The sequence below is a fragment of the Delftia sp. Lp-1 genome, assembly GCF_020523835.1.
Taxonomy (GTDB): domain Bacteria; phylum Pseudomonadota; class Gammaproteobacteria; order Burkholderiales; family Burkholderiaceae_C; genus Comamonas; species Comamonas acidovorans.
The window spans coordinates 262,678-281,134 of the sequence record NZ_JAJALJ010000004.1 but is presented as its reverse complement, the minus strand read 5'-3'; the positions used below and the strand labels follow the sequence as shown (position 1 = coordinate 281,134).

The 18,457-nt window shown below is 68.4% G+C and carries 18 protein-coding genes; 8 read left to right on the top strand and 10 right to left on the bottom strand.

Translation table 11 applies throughout. The features are described 5' to 3' along the window. Nucleotides 1-54: 54 nt before the first annotated feature. Entirely contained in the window at nucleotides 55-693 is a 639-nt protein-coding gene (locus tag LGR64_RS26485; RefSeq protein WP_012202273.1) for an MBL fold metallo-hydrolase, read from the bottom strand. 86 nt (nucleotides 694-779) lie between these two features. Then, nucleotides 780-1,019 carry a zinc ribbon domain-containing protein gene (locus tag LGR64_RS26480; RefSeq protein WP_013800208.1) on the bottom strand — a complete coding sequence of 80 codons (240 nt, stop codon included), beginning with the start codon at nucleotides 1,017-1,019 and terminating at the stop codon, nucleotides 780-782. Nucleotides 1,020-1,339: 320 nt separating this feature from the next. On the opposite strand from LGR64_RS26480, the gene LGR64_RS26475 reads away from it, so the two are divergent. Genes LGR64_RS26475 through LGR64_RS26465 form a run of 3 tightly spaced genes read left to right on the top strand, consistent with a single transcriptional unit; the run spans nucleotide 1,340 to nucleotide 4,222 of the window. Beyond that, a complete protein-coding gene (locus tag LGR64_RS26475; protein ID WP_063327715.1) occupies nucleotides 1,340-2,455 on the top strand; it encodes a Re/Si-specific NAD(P)(+) transhydrogenase subunit alpha in 1,116 nt (371 codons plus the stop codon). Between the two features lies 1 nt (nucleotide 2,456). After that, nucleotides 2,457-2,801: an NAD(P) transhydrogenase subunit alpha gene (locus LGR64_RS26470; RefSeq protein WP_012202276.1), complete on the top strand. Its 345-nt coding sequence runs from the start codon at nucleotides 2,457-2,459 to the stop codon at nucleotides 2,799-2,801. After that, on the top strand, nucleotides 2,798-4,222 hold the full coding sequence (locus LGR64_RS26465) for an NAD(P)(+) transhydrogenase (Re/Si-specific) subunit beta (RefSeq protein WP_012202277.1): 1,425 nt from the start codon (nucleotides 2,798-2,800) through the stop codon (nucleotides 4,220-4,222). Before LGR64_RS26470 ends, LGR64_RS26465 begins: the two co-directional genes overlap by 4 nt. A 52-nt stretch (nucleotides 4,223-4,274) precedes the next feature. On the opposite strand, the gene LGR64_RS26460 is transcribed toward LGR64_RS26465, so the two are convergent. After that, on the bottom strand, nucleotides 4,275-5,078 hold the full coding sequence (locus tag LGR64_RS26460) for an exodeoxyribonuclease III (RefSeq protein WP_034399090.1): 804 nt from the start codon (nucleotides 5,076-5,078) through the stop codon (nucleotides 4,275-4,277). Nucleotides 5,079-5,088: 10 nt separating this feature from the next. Here LGR64_RS26460 and pyrE point away from each other — a divergent pair, with 10 nt between their 5' ends. From pyrE to LGR64_RS26445, 3 genes are all read left to right on the top strand, one after another. Beyond that, on the top strand, nucleotides 5,089-5,790 hold the full coding sequence (gene pyrE, locus LGR64_RS26455; RefSeq protein WP_013800211.1) for an orotate phosphoribosyltransferase: 702 nt from the start codon (nucleotides 5,089-5,091) through the stop codon (nucleotides 5,788-5,790). Nucleotides 5,791-5,797: 7 nt separating this feature from the next. After that, nucleotides 5,798-6,466 carry a hypothetical protein gene (locus LGR64_RS26450; RefSeq protein WP_013800212.1) on the top strand — a complete coding sequence of 223 codons (669 nt, stop codon included), beginning with the start codon at nucleotides 5,798-5,800 and terminating at the stop codon, nucleotides 6,464-6,466. A 211-nt stretch (nucleotides 6,467-6,677) separates the two neighbouring features. Then, the gene (locus LGR64_RS26445) at nucleotides 6,678-9,284 is read left to right on the top strand and encodes a membrane-bound PQQ-dependent dehydrogenase, glucose/quinate/shikimate family (RefSeq protein ID WP_141832762.1); all 2,607 of its coding nucleotides are present in this window, start codon (nucleotides 6,678-6,680) and stop codon (nucleotides 9,282-9,284) included. A gap of 30 nt (nucleotides 9,285-9,314) precedes the next feature. Here the strand turns inward: LGR64_RS26445 and LGR64_RS26440 are convergent, their stop codons facing one another. The 4 genes from LGR64_RS26440 to LGR64_RS26425 all read right to left on the bottom strand — a co-directional run bounded on the left by LGR64_RS26440 (nucleotide 9,315) and on the right by LGR64_RS26425 (nucleotide 11,694). Then, nucleotides 9,315-9,668, bottom strand: a complete 354-nt coding sequence (locus tag LGR64_RS26440; protein ID WP_063327711.1) for a hypothetical protein — start codon at nucleotides 9,666-9,668, stop codon at nucleotides 9,315-9,317. Between the two features lie 76 nt (nucleotides 9,669-9,744). Then, on the bottom strand, nucleotides 9,745-9,981 hold the full coding sequence (locus LGR64_RS26435) for a hypothetical protein (RefSeq protein WP_013800215.1): 237 nt from the start codon (nucleotides 9,979-9,981) through the stop codon (nucleotides 9,745-9,747). Between the two features lie 122 nt (nucleotides 9,982-10,103). Then, nucleotides 10,104-10,667 (bottom strand): nitroreductase family protein, encoded by a 564-nt coding sequence (locus LGR64_RS26430; protein WP_034397858.1) that lies wholly within the window; start codon nucleotides 10,665-10,667, stop codon nucleotides 10,104-10,106. A gap of 49 nt (nucleotides 10,668-10,716) precedes the next feature. Next, a complete protein-coding gene (locus LGR64_RS26425) occupies nucleotides 10,717-11,694 on the bottom strand; it encodes a hypothetical protein (protein WP_230357332.1) in 978 nt (325 codons plus the stop codon). Between the two features lie 358 nt (nucleotides 11,695-12,052). On the opposite strand from LGR64_RS26425, the gene serA reads away from it, so the two are divergent. Next, nucleotides 12,053-13,282, top strand: a complete 1,230-nt coding sequence (gene serA, locus LGR64_RS26420; RefSeq protein WP_016453593.1) for a phosphoglycerate dehydrogenase — start codon at nucleotides 12,053-12,055, stop codon at nucleotides 13,280-13,282. Between the two features lie 64 nt (nucleotides 13,283-13,346). Here serA and LGR64_RS26415 read toward each other — a convergent pair whose 3' ends face one another. Together LGR64_RS26415 and LGR64_RS26410 are read right to left on the bottom strand one after the other, a co-directional pair. Continuing rightward, the gene (locus LGR64_RS26415; protein WP_230357330.1) at nucleotides 13,347-14,513 is read right to left on the bottom strand and encodes an HPP family protein; all 1,167 of its coding nucleotides are present in this window, start codon (nucleotides 14,511-14,513) and stop codon (nucleotides 13,347-13,349) included. 131 nt (nucleotides 14,514-14,644) lie between these two features. Continuing rightward, a complete protein-coding gene (locus tag LGR64_RS26410; RefSeq protein ID WP_230357329.1) occupies nucleotides 14,645-15,868 on the bottom strand; it encodes a serine hydrolase domain-containing protein in 1,224 nt (407 codons plus the stop codon). Nucleotides 15,869-15,995: 127 nt separating this feature from the next. On the opposite strand from LGR64_RS26410, the gene LGR64_RS26405 reads away from it, so the two are divergent. After that, nucleotides 15,996-16,967: a tripartite tricarboxylate transporter substrate binding protein gene (locus LGR64_RS26405; protein ID WP_065347697.1), complete on the top strand. Its 972-nt coding sequence runs from the start codon at nucleotides 15,996-15,998 to the stop codon at nucleotides 16,965-16,967. A gap of 43 nt (nucleotides 16,968-17,010) precedes the next feature. Here the strand turns inward: LGR64_RS26405 and gatB are convergent, their stop codons facing one another. Next, nucleotides 17,011-18,456 carry an Asp-tRNA(Asn)/Glu-tRNA(Gln) amidotransferase subunit GatB gene (gene gatB / locus LGR64_RS26400; protein ID WP_230357327.1) on the bottom strand — a complete coding sequence of 482 codons (1,446 nt, stop codon included), beginning with the start codon at nucleotides 18,454-18,456 and terminating at the stop codon, nucleotides 17,011-17,013. Between the last annotated feature and the right edge of the window lies 1 nt (nucleotide 18,457).

Below are 18,457 nucleotides of genomic sequence, written 5' to 3'. Positions count from 1 at the left end.
ATGATGCCCGATGGACGCAGGCGCGCGGAGTCCTGTAGGGGACTCCCGTACGGCTCAGGTACCGCCCACGTAGGGGTTGCTCTTGCGCTCGCGGCCGAAGCTGCTTTCGGGGCCGTGGCCCGGGATGAACACGGTCTGGTCGCCCATGGGCCACAGGCGCTGGACGATGCTGTCGATCAGCTGCTGGTGGTTGCCCTGGGGAAAGTCGGTGCGGCCGATGCTGCCCGCGAACAGCACATCGCCCACGAAGGCGCGGTCGATCTGCGGCGCATGGAACACCACGTGGCCGGGCGTATGGCCGGGGCAGTGGCGCACCTGCAGCGTTTCCTGGCCGATGCTCACCGTGTCGCCATCGTGCAGCCAGCGCGTGGGCGTGAAGGGGTCCGAATGCGGGAAGCCGAACATGGCGCCCTGCTGGGGCAGGGCATCGATCCAGAACTGGTCTCCGGGATGGGGGCCGATGATGGGCAGCTGCTGTGCATCGGCCAGCTCGCGCGTGCCGCCCGCGTGGTCTATGTGGGCGTGCGTGAGCCAGATGGCCTTGAGCGCCAGGCCCAGGCGCTCAATCTCCCAGCCGATCTGCTCCAGGTCGCCGCCCGGGTCAATGACGGCGGCTTCCATGGTCTGGTCGCACCAGACCAGCGAGCAGTTCTGCTGGAAGGCGGTGACGGGGATGGTGTGGTACTGGAGCATGGGCGGCGTGGGTGCTTCTGGCGAAAGCGCCCATTATTCCCGCTCCTTCCCCTGATGGCAGCGCAGGGCCGCCCCCGCTTGCGCCGTCAGGTGGTCGGCTGGCCGCATTGCCCGCAGAACCGCGCGCCGGCCGGATGGCTGGCGTTGCAGTTCCTGCAGGCCTGCGGCAGCACCGCGCCGCCACACTGCGGGCAAAAGCGCGAGCTTGCGGCAATGGATGCACGGCAGCCGGGGCAGACCGCCGCCACGGCTGCGGCACGGTATGCGCCGCCCCCGTGGTGGCCGCCGCGCGAATGATTTCCGAACAGTCTTTGCAAGAGTCCCATGGTGCATTCCTTCGCACTGCGCGGATGCGCCGCTGCAGTCGTTCAAAGGTGCATTGGGACACGGCAGCGGTCCGCCGGGCCGTGGATGGCGATCATTTAATGTGGCTGTCATCTCGTGGCAATCCAGGTCCTGTGACGGACAGGAGACAGCCTCGCGGGCAGACCCCGTGGCTGCGGCAACGCCGCCGTGTTACAAGCTAGCCGTGCCGCCAAGCCAGCCTGCCCCCGATGCAGGCACGCAAGGATTTTTTCGAGGATGGGCCGGGCCGCCACCTGCGCAATGCAGGGCGGGTACCGGCATCACGCGAGGGAGAACCGGTATGTTGATTGGCGTGCCTGCCGAGACCATGGCAGGAGAAACCCGGGTGGCTGCGACCCCCGAGACCGTCAAGAAGCTGCGTGCGCAAGGCCATGTGCTGCGCGTGCAGGCGGGGGCGGGAGTGGCGGCCAGCGTGCCCGATGCCTTGTACGAGGCGGCGGGCGCGGAGATCGTCGATGTGGCAGGCGCCCTGGGCGCCGACCTGGTGCTCAAGGTCCGTATCCCTTCGGAGGACGAGTTGCCCGGCATCCGCAAGGGTGCAACGCTGGTCGGCATGCTGGACCCGTTCCAGCCCGCAGGCCTGCAGCGCCTGGCCGATGCGGGCATCACGGCCTATGCGCTGGAGGCGGCTCCGCGCACCACGCGTGCGCAGAGCATGGACGTGCTGTCCAGCCAGGCCAATATCGCCGGCTACAAGGCCGTGATGATCGCGGCCAACCAGTACCAGCGCTTCTTTCCCATGCTGATGACGGCGGCCGGCACGGTGAAGGCCGCGCGCGTCGTGGTGCTGGGCGTGGGTGTGGCCGGCCTGCAGGCCATTGCCACGGCCAAGCGCCTGGGCGCCGTGATCGAGGCCAGCGATGTGCGGCCCAGCGTGCGTGAGCAGGTCGAATCCCTGGGCGGCAAGTTCATCGACGTGCCCTACGAGACCGCCGAGGAAAAAGAGGCCGCCGAAGGCGTGGGCGGCTACGCGCGCCCCATGCCGCAAAGCTGGCTGGACCGCCAGAAGGCCGAGGTGGCCAAGCGCGTGGCCCAGGCCGACGTGGTCATCACCACGGCGCTGATCCCGGGCCGGCCCGCGCCCGTGCTGGTCACGGCCGAGATGGTGCAGGCCATGAAGCCCGGCGCTGTCATCGTGGACCTGGCGGCCGAGCGCGGCGGCAACTGCCCGCTGACCCAGGCCGGCATGACCGTGGTCACGCATGGCGTGACCATCGTGGGCCTGACCAACCTGCCCGCCATGGTGGCGGCCGATGCCTCGGCCCTGTATGCACGCAATGTGCTCGATTTTCTCAAGCTCATCATCAACAAGGATGGCGCCCTGCATGTGGACATGGAGGACGACATCGTGGCCGCGTGCCTGATGGCCCATGAAGGCCAGCTGCGGAGGAAATGACATGGAAGCCGTATCCCCCACCATCATCCATCTCATCATCTTCGTGCTGGCCATCTACGTGGGCTACCACGTGGTCTGGACCGTCACGCCCGCGCTGCACACGCCGCTGATGGCGGTGACCAATGCCATCTCGGCCATCGTCATCGTCGGCGCCATGCTGGCGGCGGCGCTCACGGAAACGGGCCTGGGCAAGACCATGGGCGTGCTGGCCGTGGCGCTGGCCGCGGTCAACGTGTTCGGCGGCTTCCTGGTCACGCGGCGCATGCTGGAGATGTTCCGCAAGAAAGAGCGCAAGAGCGCTCCGGCCAAGGACGGCAAGGACGCCAAGGCGGAGGGCCAGTCATGAGCATGAACCTCGTCACATTGCTCTACCTGGTGGCCAGCGTCTGCTTCATCCAGGCGCTCAAGGGGCTGTCGCATCCCACCACCTCCATACGCGGCAACCTGTTCGGCATGGCCGGCATGGTGATCGCCGTGCTGACCACGGCGGCGCTCATCGTGCAGCTGGCGGGCGGCAATGCATTGGGGCTGGGCTGGGTGCTGCTGGGCCTGCTGGTCGGCGGCACGGCCGGTGCGGTCATGGCCCAGCGCGTGGAGATGACCAAGATGCCCGAGCTGGTGGCCTTCATGCACAGCATGATCGGCCTGGCGGCGGTGTTCATCGCCGTGGCCGCCGTGGCCGAGCCCTGGGCCTTTGCCATCACGGCCAAGGGCGGCGCCATTCCGGGCGGCAACCGCGTGGAGCTGGCGCTGGGCGCCTTCATCGGCGCCGTGACCTTCACGGGCTCGGTGATCGCCTTCGGCAAGCTCAGCGGCAAGTACAAGTTCCGCCTGTTCCAGGGCGCGCCCGTGCAGTTCAAGGGCCAGCATGCGCTCAACGCCGTGCTGGGGCTGGCAGCGGCCTTCTTCGTCTTCGGCTTCTGGCACAGCCAAAGCTGGATGGACATCGTGCTGGTCATCGCCCTGGGCCTGCTGCTGGGCGTGCTGCTGATCATTCCGATCGGCGGCGCGGACATGCCGGTGGTCGTGTCCATGCTCAACAGCTACTCGGGCTGGGCGGCGGCGGGCATCGGCTTCTCGCTGAACAACAGCATGCTGATCATTGCGGGTTCGCTGGTGGGCAGCTCGGGCGCCATCCTGAGCTACATCATGTGCAAGGCCATGAACCGCTCGTTCTTCAGCGTGATCCTGGGCGGCTTCGGCGGCGAGGCCACCAGCGCGGCGGCAGGCTCCCAGCAGCAGCGCAACGTGAAAAGCGGCAGCGCCGACGATGCGGCCTTCGTCCTGGGCAATGCCGAAACCGTGGTCATCGTGCCCGGCTACGGCCTGGCCGTGGCGCGTGCCCAGCACGCGGTCAAGGAGCTGGCCGACAAGCTCACCGAGCGCGGCGTGACGGTGAAGTACGCCATCCACCCGGTGGCCGGCCGCATGCCCGGCCACATGAACGTGCTGCTGGCCGAGGCCGAGGTGCCCTACGACCAGGTCTTCGAGATGGAGGACATCAACAGCGAGTTCGGCCAGGCCGACGTGGCCATCATCCTGGGCGCCAACGACGTGGTGAACCCCGCCGCACACGTCAAGGGCAGCCCCATCTACGGCATGCCCATCCTGGAGGCCTACAAGGCCAAGACGGTGATCGTCAACAAGCGCTCCATGGCGGCCGGCTATGCGGGCCTGGACAACGAGCTGTTCTACATGGACAAGACCATGATGGTCTTCGGCGACGCCAAGAAGGTGGTGGAGGACATGGGCAAGGCGCTGGAGTGAGGTGCTGCGTGGAGCACAAGGTACAAGGGGCGGCGCGAGCCGCTCCTTGCGCTCACACCTTCATGTCATAGCCGATGGTGACCGGCGCATGGTCCGAGAACTTCACATCCTTGTAGATGTGCTCGGTGCGAGCCAGTGCGGCGGTGGCCGGGGTGGCCAGGTGGTAGTCCAGGCGCCATCCCACGTTGTTGGCATAGGCTTGGCCGCGGTTGCTCCACCATGTGTAGCAGGTGTCCGTGGTGTCGGGCTGGAGCAGGCGATAAACGTCCACAAGACCGCCCGTGGGATCAGTTTTGTGTAACAACTTTGTCATCCACTCGCGCTCTTCGGGCGTGAAACCGCTGTTTTTCTGGTTGCTGCGCCAGTTCTTGAGGTCGATCTGCTGGTGGGCGATGTTGATGTCGCCGCACAGGATGAACTCGCGCTCGCCCTTCATGCGCATCAGGTGATCGTGCATTTCGGCCAGGAAGCGGAACTTGGCCGTCTGGCGCAGTTCGCCCGAGCTGCCGCTGGGAAAGTAGGCGCTGATGATGGACAGCTTGCGCGCAGGCGTGTCGAAGCGCGCCTCCACGTAGCGGCCCTCGGCGTCGAACTCGTGCGAGCCGAAGCCGACCACGACATCGCTGGGCTCGTGGCGGCTGTAGACGCCCACGCCCGAGTAGCCTTTCTTCTCGGCGTAGTGGAAGTGGCCGCGCAGGCCGGCCAGCAGCTCGAAGCGTCCGGTCATGTCGGCGGCCTGGGCCTTGATTTCCTGCACGCAAATACAATCCGGCGCAGTGGCCTCGATCCAGGCTTCGACGCCCTTGGTCGAGGCCGAGCGGATGCCGTTGAGGTTGAGGCTGGTCAATTTGAACAAGGATGAATCCATGGTGGTGAGTAATCTGCAGGCCGATGACACAGGCCGTCTGGCGCAGGAATTTGTGCAATTCGCCGTTGATGCAGGGGTGCTGCGTTTCGGCGAGTTCAAGACCAAGGCCGGGCGCATGAGCCCGTACTTCTTCAATGCCGGCCTGTTCGATGACGGCGGCAAGATGGGCCGTCTCGCCGAATTCTATGCAAAAGCCATCGCAGCCAGCGGCATCGAGTTCGACATGATCTTCGGCCCCGCCTACAAGGGCATCCCGCTGGCCGCCACCGTGGCCGTGGAGCTGGCCCGCATGGGCCTGAACAAGCCCTTTGCGTACAACCGCAAGGAAGCCAAGGACCACGGCGAGGGCGGCACCCTGGTGGGCGCGCCCCTCAAGGGCCGCGTGCTGATCGTGGACGACGTGATGAGCGCTGGCACGGCCGCGCGCGAGTCCATCGCCATCATCCGCGCCGCAGGCGCCACGCCGCATGCCGTGGCGATCGCGCTGGACCGCCAGGAAATGGCCACCGAGAATGGCCAGGACGTGCCCCACAGCGCCGTGCAGTACGTGCGCAACCAGCTGGGTATGCAGGTCTGCACCATTGCAAAGTTGGCAGACTTATTGCTTTATCTTGAGATTCAAGGTGGCAGCGAAGGCAGCGGCCACCATGAGCGCGTGCTGGCCTACCGCCAGCGTTACGGAGTCAACGACAAGGAATAAGGGTTTGATGAACAAGGCGTTGCATGCACGGTTCCTGTGGTGCGCCCTGGCTGGTGCCGCGGCTGGCCCTGCCTGCGCCTTGGATGCCGGCGTGCCGGCCGGCATCTATGCATGCACCGACGCCAAGGGTCGGCGCCTGACGGCAGACCGCCCGATTGCCGAATGCGTGGACCGCGACCAGCGTGTGCTGGGCAGCTCCGGTGTGGAGCTGCGCCGCGTCGGCCCCACGCTGACTGACAACGAGCGCGCCGAACTCGATGCCCAGCGCCGCCGCGAGCAGGCCGAACAGCGCCGTGTGCGCGAGGAGCGCTCGCGCGAGCGCGCCCTGATTGCGCGCTATCCCAACCAGGCCGCGCACGACGCCGAACGCGCCGAGGCCCTGTCGCAGACCGACCAGGTCGCCAACCTGGCGCGCCAGCGCATACAGGAGCTGCAGGCCCAGCGCGTCAAGATCGATGGCGAGATGGAGTTCTACCGCAAGGACCCGTCCAAGGCCCCCGCCTCCCTGCGCCGCCAGCTCGATGAAAACCGCAGCAGCCAAGAAGAGCAGCAGCGCTTCATCCAGCAGCAGGAGCAGGAAAAAAGCCGCATCAACCAGCGCTTCGATGCCGAGCTCGTGCCGCTGCGTGCGCTGTGGAGCGCGGCCGCCGCCGCTGCGGCTCCCACGGGCCGCTGAACGGCCCTTGCCCCCTGTCTTTCCCGTCTGGCGCGAACGGCCTGCCGCACGCCCGGTGCGCGTGAATCGGATTCGTCCTGCAAGCGCTGCCATTGCGGCGGTCTAGGCTGTCACTACATTCCCGGCCACGGATTTTCCCGGGCCCTCAGGGCCTGGCTGCTGGTGTGCGCTGCAGCCACTGGTGCCGGGCCGCCGCGAGAAGGGAGCATGCATGACGGCATGGCGATGGTTGACGGTGCTGTGGCTGTGGGCCGCCGGTGCCTGGCTGGCCTGGGGAGGCGCCCAGCTGCTGTGGGCCGGGGGCAGCGGCTACTACGTGGTGGCAGGTGTGCTGCTGTTGGCCGTGGGCCTGGGCGTGGCGCGCCGTTCGGCTGCGGCGCTGTGGCTGTTTGCGCTGTGGCTGCTGGGCACCGCGCTGTGGGCGGTCTGGGAGATAGGGCTGGACTGGTGGCCGCTGGCGGGGCGCCTGGGGGTGCCCTGGCTGATGGGCCTGCTGCTGGTGCTGCCCTGGTCGGTGCGTGCGCTGCGCCATGAGCCCGACATGGGCCAGAACCGGGGCCTGGCACCGGCCCATGCGGCGCTGGCGCTGGTGGTGCTGGGCACAGCCATTCTTGCGGGCCTGTCATTCGGGCGCCAGCGCGATGCCCATGAAACCCAGGGCCAGTTTGCGGGCGCGGCCGCCGCCGCGTCGGACCTTCCGGCCGATGGCCAGGTCACGGCCGTGCAGAACATGTCCATGGTGGCCTCCGATGCCGGTGGCCTGCGCAGCCCGCCGGTGCTGCAGGGCGATGCCACCGATGCCGTGCCCGATGGCGAATGGCACGCCTACGGCCGCACCGGAGCGGGCCAGCGCTATTCGCCGCTGCGCCAGATCGGCCCGCACAACGTGCGGCTGCTGCAATTGGCCTGGGAGTTCCGCACGGGCGATGTGCGTGGCAAACCCGGCGATCCCGAAGAAACCACGTTCGAGGTCACGCCGCTGAAGATCGGCGAGCGCCTGTTCCTGTGCACGCCCCACCAGTCGGTGATTGCACTCGATGCCACCACGGGCAAGCAGCTGTGGCGGCGCGACCTGCCCATGCCCAAGGGGCTGGCGCTGCAGCATCTGACCTGCCGGGGCCTGTCCTACCAGTCGGCGCAGGCGGCCGCGCAGTTCGATGCGGCGGCAGGGCAGACGCATTCGGCGGTGGCGCCGGCTGCAAGGAAGTCCGGCGCGCAGGCCATGCCTGCACCCACCGCCGCATCCACGGCTTCGGCTTCTGCAGCCCCTGGCGATGACGGCCGCTGCACCGCCAAGCTGTTCATGGCCACGGCCGACGGCAAGGTGGTCGCGCTCAATCCCGCAGATGGCCAGACCTGCAGCAATGTGGCGGGCGGCCAGGGCCAGATCGACCTCTGGCAGGGCATGCCCGAGCGCAAGCCGGGCTCGTACTACTCGACCTCGCCGGTGGTGGTGGCGCGCGACCGCATCATCGTGGGCGGCACGGTGCTGGACAACCATTCCACGCGCGAGCCTTCGGGCGTGATCCGTGCGTTCGACATCCGCTCGGGTGCGCTGCTGTGGGCCTGGGACCCGGGGCGGCCAGGCAACAGCACGCCGCTGCCCCCGGGGCAGACCTATGTGCCCAGCTCGCCCAACAGCTGGTCCATCTCCAGCGTGGACGAGACGCTGGGCCTCGTCTTTGTGCCCATGGGCAATGCGCCGCCCGACCAATGGGGCGGGCGGCGCAGCGCCGAGGCCGAGCAGTATTCGTCCTCGGTGGTGGCGCTGGACATTGCCACGGGCGCCGTGCGCTGGGTGTTCCAGACCGTGCACCACGATCTCTGGGACTACGACGTGCCCTCGCAGCCCAGCCTGATCGACCTGGAGATCGGCGGCCACAGCGTGCCCGCCCTGGTGCAGCCCACCAAGCAGGGCGAGCTGTTCGTGCTGGACCGGCGCACGGGCCAGCCGCTGCTGCCCGTCACCGAGGTGGCTGCGCCGCAGGGCGCGGCGCGCGGCGACCGCACGGCGCCCACGCAGCCGCATTCGCAGCTGAGCTTCAACCCCCCGGCCCTGACCGAGCGCGACATGTGGGGCGCCAGCCCCTTCGAGCAACTGTGGTGCCGGCTGGCCTTTCGCCGCCTGCGCTACGAGGGGCGCTTCACGCCGCCCTCGGAGCAGGGCTCGCTGATCTATCCGGGCAACTTCGGCGTCTTCAACTGGGGCGGCGTGGCCGTGGACCCGCGCCGGCAGGTGGTGTTTGCCACGCCCACGCGGCTGGCCTTCGTCTCCACCCTGGTGCCGCGTGCGGACGATACCTCGCTGCTAGTGCAGGATGGCGGCCCGCCCAAGGACGGCCTGCCCGCGCTCAACGAAAACTTCGGCGCACCGTTTGCGGTACGGCTCAAGCCCTTTGTCTCGCCGCTGGGCATTCCCTGCCAGGCGCCGCCCTGGGGCTTTGTGGCGGGTGCCGACCTGCGCACGGGCCAGATCGTCTGGCAGCGCCGCAACGGCACGCCGCGTGACCTGAGCCCGCTGCCGCTGGGCTTTCGCATGGGCGTGCCCGGCATTGGCGGCCCGGTGATGACCGCTGGCGGCGTGGCCTTCTACTCAGGGGCATTGGACAACTATGTGCGCGCCTATGACGTGGACAGCGGCCGCCAGCTCTGGCAGGACCGCCTGCCCGCAGGCGGCCAGGCCACGCCCATGACCTACCTGGGCACGGACCAGCGCCAGTACCTGGTGGTGGTGGCGGGTGGGCATGGTTCGACCGGAACCAAGGCCGGGGACAGCGTGCGCGCCTATGTGCTGCCCAAGGAGGTGGCGGCGCCCTGAGCACTCAGCACCATGGGGGTCTGCGCCGGCTCATGCCGATCCGGCCCGGCCCAGCATGCGCAGCACGCGCGTGACCAGCAGCGCGGCCACCCAGGCCAGTCCGCCGATCAGAAACGGCAGGCGCAGCAGCGCGCCTTGCTGGGCAAACAGCATCAGCGCGTCGGCCTTCCACAGCGCGGCATAGCCCGTGTACAGGCCGTAGGCCAGCCAGGCCAGCGCCCCCAGGGCGAACAAGGCCGCCATGCGCCGGGCGCTGCGGCCATCGCGCGAATCTGCGGGCAGGGCGCGCGTGCCGTGCCAGACCCAGCCGATGGAGGCGAGCACCAGCAAGGCACTGGCTGCCACGGACAGCTGCAGCCAGGTATGGGGAGAGAGTGAGGACATCAAAAGAAAACTGCGCGCCGGCACCGTGCCGGCCGCAGCGAGTGTAGCGGCGCCGTGCTTTGCGCCGCCTGCGCGCTCAGGCCGGCTGCCAGACGGTGGCGCCGTGGCCCTGGCCGCCGCTTCCGGGCACGGCATGGATGCCCAGCACGGCCGCGTGGCGCTGCAGCAGGGCGTCGAATTGCTCGGTGCTTTCCGCCGTGGCCGGGGCGTCGTCGTATTCGCTGGCCACCTGGTCCGTGGTGAAGGAGCTTGCGCCGAACTTCTGGACGATGTTGCGCAGCTTGTCGAGATTGGGGCTGGTGGATGGGGTCATGGCAACTCCTTGGGGTCATGGACGCCTGCTGCGCTGCAGGCCTGTGGGCCAGTGTAGCCCCGGGGCCTGGGCAGGCCATCCGGGGCATCCCCGCAAAGCGGCGTAGGACTTGGAACCCGCCGTCAGCCGCCCGTGGCCACGGGGCCGGCGCTCAGCACTTCGGCCAGCGGCTTGCGGGGCGAGGGCACCTCGCGCTCGCGCAGATCGTCGGGCAGGGTGGCCGCATCGCCACGCCAGCCCACGGCGATCACCACCTCGGGCTCCAGGTGCTCGGGCAGGCGCAGCACCTCGCGTGCGGCGTCGGCCGAGAAGCCGCCCATGGCGTGCGTGGCCAGGCCCATGGCGTGGGCTTCCAGCGCCAGGTAGCCCCAGGCGCAGCCCGCGTCGAAGCTGTGCTTGCCGGGCGAGGCCTGGCGGTCGGACATCAGCACGATCAGCGCGCCCGCCTCCAGGCACCAGCGGCGGTTGAACTCGTTGGGGATGGTGCTGAAGGCCTGCCAGTTCGCATCGCCGCGCAGCGCATAGGCAAAGTGCCAGGGCTGCTTGTTGCTGGCCGAAGGGGCCCAGCGCGCGGCGTCGGCCAGTTGCTCGATCTGGGCCTGGCTCAGTGCCTCCGGCTTGAAGGCGCGCGGCGACATGCGGCCCAGGAACTGGGGATGGATGGGGGTGGTGGTGTTGCGTGTCATGCGGATGGGCGGCAAGCAGAAAGGAAAGCGGCAACGATAGCGCAAGGCCTCAGGGCTGGCGCGGTGCCTGGCCATGCTGCTGGCTGATCACGCGCAGGTGGCGCTCCATGCGGATGAAGACCAGCACCATCACCACCAGCACGAGGAATGACATCAGCATGCTCCAGAAGGCCGTCTCCACGGCGCCGAAGCGCTCCTTCCAGGAGCTGCTGCCGTGGCTGTCCTCGCCGCGCAGCGCGCGCGCCGCATTGTCCAGGGACAGCGTGTAGTTCAGCAGCACCGTGGACAGGATCTGCTGGGCCGTCTGCGCCTGCAGCCGCGGCTCCAGCGCGGCATTGCCGAAGACCTGCTCCAGCGCGGCGGGCAGACCCTGCACGTAGGCCGCATAGGCGCCCTTGCCGTGTTCCAGCTCGGCGGCCTGGGCACGCTCATGGATGGCGGCGGCGGTATCCACGGGCTCGACCATCCAGCCGTCTTCCTCGTCGGTGGAGGCTGCAGCGGCAGCCGCTGCATCGGCAGCCGCTGCATCGGCTGCCGCATCCACGGCCCCGGCATCGCCTTCGCGCTGCCCGCGTTCCTGGATGCGGCGCTGCACATCGGCCTCGGATGGCAGGGCGTCGCCTTGCAGCAGCGGGTGCAGCGGTGCCAGGCCCCGGGCCTGGTTGTCCCGCTCGGTGCGCTCGCGCCGCGCGGGATCCTTGTTCACGAAGGCGCGCACCAGGGCGTCGGCCTTCTGGAAGGCGGGGCGCAGCGCCGGATCGGCCAGGCGCTTTTCCATGGCGGGTTCGCCGCCGCCCGCGCCCAGGTCTCGGCTGGTTTCGTCCACGACGAACTGCAGGTCGGGCCTGGCGTCCTTCCAGTTCAATTCCTGGGCCACGGCCTGGGGTGCCTCGGCCTTGCCGGGCCTGAAGCTCTCCCAGGTCCACAGTGCCATGCCCACCAGCACGAGCAGGGAGAACACCAGCAGCACCACGCGCACCACCTGCACCAGCAGGTCCTCGATCCTGCGCAGCATGTTTGTAATCATCGGAATCCTCGGTTGGTTCGTAAAACAAGGGCGCGTCCGGCCCGCCTGTAGGCCTGTTCTGTTGCTATTGATTTGAAAGCGCCGGACACAGACGCGCGAATTCTAGGAAGGCTGCCGCGCACGGGCGCACCGGTTCTCAATGTTTTACATTTCGCGCCAATCTCGAAGTGTGCATGTGCTCCCGTGGCATGCGCTGTCCTGCAATGGGTGTCTGCCGGATGGCGGGATGTTCATGGCCGCAGGGCGCATGGTTCTCCCGCTTGCGGGCGCGCAGGCTTTGGGCCTACCGGCTGTAGCGGCTTCCCGAATCCGCTGTAATGCTCGCTCTGATTTCTGACTGACTAGAGAGGGCTCGCCCATGACCAAAACGTCGCTGGATAAATCGAAGATCAAGTTCCTGCTGCTCGAAGGCATCCATCCTTCCGCACTCGAAGTGCTGCGCAACGCGGGCTACACCAATGTGGAGACCGTGACGGGCGCGCTGGAAGGCGAGGAGCTCAAGCGCAAGATCGCCGACGTGCACTTCGTCGGCATCCGTTCGCGCACGCAGCTGACGGCCGACGTGTTCGCCGCCGCGCAAAAGCTCGTGGCCGTGGGCTGCTTTTGCATCGGCACCAACCAGGTGGACCTGGACGCGGCGCGCGAGCGTGGCGTGGTGGTCTTCAACGCGCCTTACTCCAACACGCGCTCGGTGGCCGAGCTGGTGCTGGCCGAAGCCATCTTGCTGCTGCGCGGCGTGCCCGCCAAGAACGCCTCCGCCCACCGCGGCGGCTGGCTCAAGAGCGCCGAAAACTCCTACGAAATCCGCGGCAAGACGCTGGGCATCGTGGGCTACGGCTCCATCGGCACCCAGCTGTCGGTGATGGCCGAGTCGGTGGGCATGCAGGTGCTCTTCCATGACGTGTCCACCAAGCTGCCGCTGGGCAATGCGCGCCAGGCCGCATCGCTGGCCGATCTGCTGGCCAGCAGCGACATCGTCACCCTGCACGTGCCCGAGCTGCCCTCCACCCAGTGGATGATCGGCGCCAAGGAAATCGCGGCCATGAAGCCCGGCGCCATCCTGATCAATGCCTCGCGCGGCACCGTGGTGGAAATCGAGCCGCTGGCCGAGGCCCTGAAGGCCGGCAAGCTGCTGGGCGCCGCCATCGACGTGTTCCCCACCGAGCCGCGCAGCAACAAGGATGAATTCGTCTCGCCCCTGCGCGGCCTGGACAACGTCATCCTGACCCCGCACGTGGGCGGCTCCACCATGGAAGCCCAGGCCAACATCGGCCTGGAAGTGGCCGAGAAGCTGGTCAAGTACAGCGACAACGGCACCACCACCTCGGCGGTGAACTTCCCCGAAGTGGCCCTGCCCGCCCACCCCGGCCAGAACCGCATCCTGCACGTGCACCACAACCAGCCCGGCGTGCTGTCGGCCATCAACCAGGTGTTTGCCGAGAACGGCATCAACATCGCCGGCCAGTACCTGCGCACCGACGAGAAGGTGGGCTATGTGGTGATCGACCTGGCGGCCCAGTCCTCGGGTCTGGCGGTCGAGAAACTGACCCAGGTTCCCGGCACCATCCGCTGCCGCGTGCTGTTCTGATGGCCAGGTTTCAGGATGCTGCGCTTGGGCGCACTTCCTGAAACTGGCGCATTGCCGGGTCGCCCTATCTGCCCGGCTGCAGCAGCAGCCGCATCAGATCCGTGCGCGTGATCAGGCCGGTCAGCCGGCCTTCGCGCATCACGGGAATGCAGGGCACGCTGTGCCGGGCCAGGGCGTCCAGCAACTGGCCCACGGGCGTGTCTTCGTCCACGCTGAGTTCAGGCGCATGAACCAGCTGGGGCAGCTCCGACAGGCGGGGCGCGGCCCGGGTCTTGCCGGGCAGGCGCTGGCCCAACCAGTTCAACAAAGAAGGTTTTGCCGCAGATTCGGCCGGGCGCACGGGGCTCATCCACAGCCACTCGTACAGCTCGGCACGGGAGACCGTGCCGGCCAGGCCGCCATCGGCGTCCAGCACCGGCAGGCTCTTGGCCGGGTGCGCGCGAAAGCGTGCCGCCACGGCGTGCACGTCGTCGTCCAAGGCGCAGCTCACGGGATCGCGCGTCATCAGCTGGGCGCAGCGCACGCCGCCCAGGCGGTGCTCGATGGCGGTTTCCTCGGCGGCGGCCAGCAGCTCGGCCAGGTCATCGGCTTCCAGGTTGTTTTCCTGGCCGAAGCGCAGCAGCAGCCCCTCCAGATCGGCATGGGACAGGCCCAGGCGCGAGGCATGGCGGTGGGCTGCATCGGCGGGCGCGGCCTTGGGCGCCGTGTCGGCATGGTGGGGATAGCGCCGGCCCGTGGCGCGGTGGAGCGCCGTGGCCGCCAGGACCAGCCCCAGTGTCAGCGCGCCCACGGGCAGGAAGGGCAGCATCCAGCCGGCGGCCAGCGAGGCCTTGGCGTTGAGCACCGTCAGCAGGGCCATGGCGCCACCTGGCGGGTGCAGCGAGCGCGTCAGCAGCATGCAGCCTATGGCGCCGCCCACGGCCAGCGCAGGGGCCAGCTGGGGCGGGCACCACTGCAGCACGAACAGGGCCCAGAGCGCCGACACCGTATTGCCCACCACGCAGGACCAGGGCTGGGCCAGCGGGCTGGTGGGCACGGCGAACAGCAGCACGGCCGTGGCGCCCAGCGGTGCGAACAGGCGCAGGGGAAGATCCCAGGTACCCGCATGCGCCAGCCAGACCAGGGCCGTGGCCAGCCCCATGCCCACGATGGAGCCCATGGCCACGCGCCACATGTCCGCAGGCGCGGGGCGTGGCACCACCGGCCCCCATGCTTTTCTGTTCCAGCCCATGGCCTTGTTGTCTTTTTGTCTTTGCCTGCGCGGCCCCGGGGGAGGGCTGCAAAAGCGCGTCATTTTAGGAAGGGACGCCGCTCTTGCTGGCAGCATGGGCTTTGCACTGCCTTGGTGCAAACCTGGAAGATTCAGTCCACCACGGACTGGTACACGCCCTCGCGCATCACCCAGCGGTAGGGAATGCGCTGGGCCATGGACTGCATCATGAGGATGGCGAACAAATCCTCCTTCGGATCCACCCAGAAGAAGGTGCCGTAGATGCCGCTCCATGAAAAGTCGCCCACGCTGCCCGGCAGCGGGTTGAGGCCGGGCGCCGTGCGCACCGCAAAGCCCAGGCCGAAGCCCTGGCCCACCTCGGGCGAGGGCAGCTGGGCGCCGAAATACGCCATGTCCGGCCCCATGCGCACGCTGGCGGGCAGGTGGTTGGTGGTCATCAGCTCCACGGTCTTGCGAGAGACCAGGCGCACGCCGTCCAGCGTGCCGCCGTTGCACCAGAACAGGCACAGCCGCGCATAGTCGGCCATGGTCGAGACCATGCCCCCGCCGCCCGACTCGAACATCATGGCGCGCGTGACCGAGGGGATGGGCGGCATCTGTTTCTGTGGCCCTTCGGGCTGGGGCCGGGCGGCCCGTGCGATCTCGCTGTCGGGTGCATGAAAGCCCGTGTCGGCCATGCCCAGCGGCCCGGTGATGTGCTCGCGCACGAAGGCGGCCAGCGTCTGGCCGCTGACCACCTCGACCACGCGGCCCAGCACGTCGGTGGACATGCCGTATTCCCAGGTCTCGCCGGGCTGGGCCACCAGCGGCAGCTGCGCGAGTTTGGTGATGAACTGCGCATTGGTGAACTTGCCGCTGAACAGGCCCGCATCCAGGTACATCTTCTTGACGGGGTGCTCGGTGCCGGCGAATCCATAGGGAATGCCGGAGGTGTGGCGCAGCAGGTCCTGCAGCGTGATGGGCCGCGCCAGCGGCGCGCGCTCCAGGCCCACGCGCAGCGCGGCCAGCTCGGGCAGGTACTGCTCCACGGGCTCGATGATGGACAGCCGCCCCTGCTCGGCCAGCATCATGATGGCCAGCGAGGTGATGGGCTTGCTCATGGAGGCGATGCGGAAGATGGCATCGGGCCGCATGGCCGTGCCGGCCTCGGGGTCCAGCAGGCCGAAGCTCTCCAGGTAGGCCAGCTTGCCGCGCCGTGCCACCAGGGCCACGGCGCCCGGGATCTCGCCGGTGTCCACGCCGCGCTGCAGCCGGGCCGACAGGCGCGCCAGGCGCGCGCTGCCCAGGCCCACGGTTTCAGGGGAGTCGGCCCAGGGCAGGCCGGGGATGTGCAGGCGGTCGGTGCTGGCGGTCATGGAGTCTCCTGTGGTGTGCGCCGATTGTTCCGGCAGATGGCCTAGTGCGCTGTTGGCTGCGGGACAGCGGCGTGCAGGTGCAGCGGGCATGCCGCCGCTAAACTGGCCCGCAGGAGACAACGACACCATGAAGCAGATCATTCTGGCCGCCGCAGCCTGCGCGGCCGCCGCCTTTGCCATGCCGGCCAGCGCCGCCTATCCCGACAAGCCCATCCGCCTGGTCGTGCCCTTCCCGCCCGGGCAGGCCACGGACATCTTTGCGCGCGCGCTGGCTGAAAAGCTCGCCCAGAAGCTGGGCCAGCCGCTGGTGGTGGAGAACAAGGCCGGGGCCGGCAGCAACATCGGCAGCGAGCAGGTGGTGCGCAGCCCGGCCGACGGCTACACGCTGCTCGTGGCCGGCAGTGCCATGGCCGTGAACCAGACGCTGTACAAGAAGGTGAATTTCGACCCGCGCACCGACCTGGTGGGCATCACGCTGATCGCCAAGGTGCCGCTGGTGTTCCTGGCGCACCCGGGTGCGGGCATCCAATCGATGAAAGATCTGGTGGCCAAGGCGCGTGCCGAGCCGGGCCGCTGGAACTACGCCAGCGCCGGCATCGGCGGCACCCAGCACCTGAGCGCCGAGATGGTCAAGGCGCGCGCCAAGATACAGATAGAGCACATCCCCTACAAGGGCAGCGGCCCCGCGCAGGCGGACTTCGTGGGCGGCCAGGTGCCGCTGATGGTGGATTCGGTGACGGCCGCCCTGCCCAATATCCAGGCGGGCAAGGCGGTGCCGCTGGGTGTGACCTCCAGCGCCCGCTCCAGCCAGCTGCCCGAGGTGCCGGCCATTGCCGAATCGGGCCTGCCCGAGTTCCGGGGCTTCGAGGCCGTGGGCTGGCTGGGCCTGATGGCGCCCAAGGGCACGCCGCAGGAAGTGATCGACCGTCTCAACCGCGAGGCCGTGGCCATCCTGCGCAGCCCCGAGATGCGCAAGTTCATCAGTGACCGGGGCTCGGAGGCTGCGCCCACCACGCCCCGCGAGATGGATGCCTTTGTGGCCTCCGAGATCACGCAGTGGGGCCAGGCCGTGCGGCAGTCGGGCGCCTCGGTGGATTGAGGCAGGCGCCCCCCGGAGCGCGTGGGGCGCCCGCTGCGGCCGGTCAGGCCAGCTTGGCCTTGAGCAGCTCGTTGACCTGCGCCGGGTTGGCCTTGCCCTTGGAGGCCTTCATGACCTGGCCGACCAGGGCGTTGAAGGCCTTGTCCTTGCCTGCGCGGTACTGCTCCACGTTGGCCGGGTTGGCGGCGATCACCTCGTCGATGATCTTCTCCATGGCGCCCGTGTCGTTCATCTGCTTGAGGCCCTTGGCCTCGATGATGGCATCGACATCGCTGCCTTCACCGCTCCACAGCGCCTCGAAGACCTGCTTGGCGGCGTTGTTGGAGATGGTGCCGTCGCCGATGCGCTGTATCAGCGCTGCCAGCTGGGCGCTGGAGACCTTGGCGGCCTCCATGCCGATTTCCTCGGTGTTCAGGCGGCGCGAGATCTCGCCCATGATCCAGTTGCTGGCCAGCTTGGGCGCATTGCAGGCCCGGGCCGTGTCCTCGAAGTAGGCGGCCATGGCCTGGCTTTGCGTCAGCGTGGTGGCGTCGTACTCGGGCAGGGCGTACTGCTCGACAAAGCGCGCGGCCATGGCGCGCGGCAGCTCGGGCATGTCGGCCCTGACCTGTTCCACCCATTCGGGCGCGACCACCAGCGGCGGCAGGTCCGGGTCGGGGAAGTAGCGGTAGTCGGCCGCGTCTTCCTTGGTGCGCATGGAGCGCGTCTCGCCCGTGTCGGGGTCGAACAGCACGGTGGCCTGCTGGATGCGGCGGCCGTCCTCGATTTCCTCGATCTGCCAGCGGATCTCGTAGTCGATGGCCAGCTGCATGTTCTTGAAGCTGTTGAGGTTCTTGATCTCGCGGCGCGTGCCCAGCGGCTGGCCGGGCTTGCGCACGGAGACGTTGGCGTCGCAGCGAAAGCTGCCTTCCTGCATGTTGCCGTCGCAGATGCCGATCCAGGTCACGATCTGGTGCAGCGTCTTGGCGTAGGCCACGGCTTCTTCCGTGCTGCGGATGTCGGGCTCGGTCACGATCTCCAGCAGCGGCGTGCCGGCGCGGTTCAGATCGATGCCCGACTGGCCGATGAAGTCCTCGTGCAGCGACTTGCCGGCGTCTTCCTCCAGGTGGGCGCGCACCAGGCGGATGGTCTTCTTCTCGTCGCCGAGGAAGAAGGCCACCTCGCCGCCCTGGACCACGGGAATCTCGAACTGCGAGATCTGGTAGCCCTTGGGCAGGTCGGGGTAGAAGTAGTTCTTGCGCGCGAAGATGCTGCGCGGCGCAATGTGCGAGCCCAGCGCCAGGCCGAGCCGGATGGCGCACTCGACGGCCTTCTTGTTCATCACCGGCAGCGTGCCGGGCAGCGCCATGTCCACGGCGCAGGCCTGGGTGTTGGGCTCGGCGCCGAAGGCGGTGCTGGCGCGGCTGAAGATCTTGGACTGGGTGGCCAGCTGGGCGTGGGTCTCGAAGCCGATGACGACTTCATAGCCATGGATGAGTTTCGCGGTCATG